General features: G+C 49.1%; 2 protein-coding genes. Both read right to left on the bottom strand.

The genetic code is table 11. The annotated features are described in order from the left end of the window. Nucleotides 1-221: ESPR domain-containing protein (locus IE082_RS11095; protein ID WP_189493971.1), on the bottom strand; the 221-nt coding region annotated here is incomplete at its 3' end. A gap of 49 nt (nucleotides 222-270) precedes the next feature. Next, a partial coding sequence (locus IE082_RS11090; RefSeq protein WP_189493970.1) for a ShlB/FhaC/HecB family hemolysin secretion/activation protein occupies nucleotides 271-846 on the bottom strand: 576 nt, incomplete at its 5' end.

Raw genomic sequence — 846 nt, 5'->3', positions numbered from 1 at the left:
GCCGTGCCCACAATCAATGCGCTGCCGAGCAGCAGTTTGGTCGCTAACTGAATCGTACTGAACCCAAACGCCTGATTCGATGTGTCTCGTGTATCGTCTGAACCTATCTGACCCACTTGGCCTTGACCAATGCCCTTACCATCGCGGCTTGCCAGCTCTGATACCGCGACCAACATGCCACGGGTTTTACTGAAGATGAGTTTGTAGGTTTGGTTGTTCATAGTATTCCTATAGATCTATTTTATTGATGACTGTCTGATGCGATGCTGGTTAAAATTGGTAGCTTATACTGCCATACACACTGGGCTTGCGCTTTCCTTGGTAAAACTCAGGGCTTTTGAGTGGATAACCCACCGATAAGTCATAGTTGATGCCGACATAGTTACCACGCACACCGATGGCCGCGCCTGCTAAAGTGGTGGCTATGGCGTTCTCTGTCGCGGGACCTTTGATCTTGCCCCAATCTAAACCGAGATAGACCTGCTGACGTTTGTTAGCACCGTACAGATAGGCAACTTCGTTGCGCAGGAGCAATCCATCCTCAGCACTGATTGAGAAAGACTCATCAAACCCTCTGACGGTGTAACGACTACCCAAGCTGAACAACTCAGAGCTTGGTGTAGGACGATTGGCGTATTGAGCTTTGAGTGTACCGCTGTATTTCCAGCTGCTGTTGTTCACTTTAAATGGCACACTGGCACTGGCGTTTAAACTGTACACACGCCATTTGCCGTTCCAATCGGGTTCGCCATAGATGAAGCCGACGGCGTTTGATTGGCTGGGTAGGTTTTGGCGGATATTAAAACCAATGTTGTACTGCTGGTCTTTGTTGTAGTGTGTGTGGCT

The sequence above is a fragment of the Formosimonas limnophila genome (genome assembly GCF_014652675.1).
In the GTDB taxonomy this organism is placed as follows: domain Bacteria; phylum Pseudomonadota; class Gammaproteobacteria; order Burkholderiales; family Burkholderiaceae; genus Hydromonas; species Hydromonas limnophila.
The sequence above is the reverse complement of the archived record's forward strand: the minus strand, read 5'-3'. Positions and strand labels throughout refer to the sequence as shown.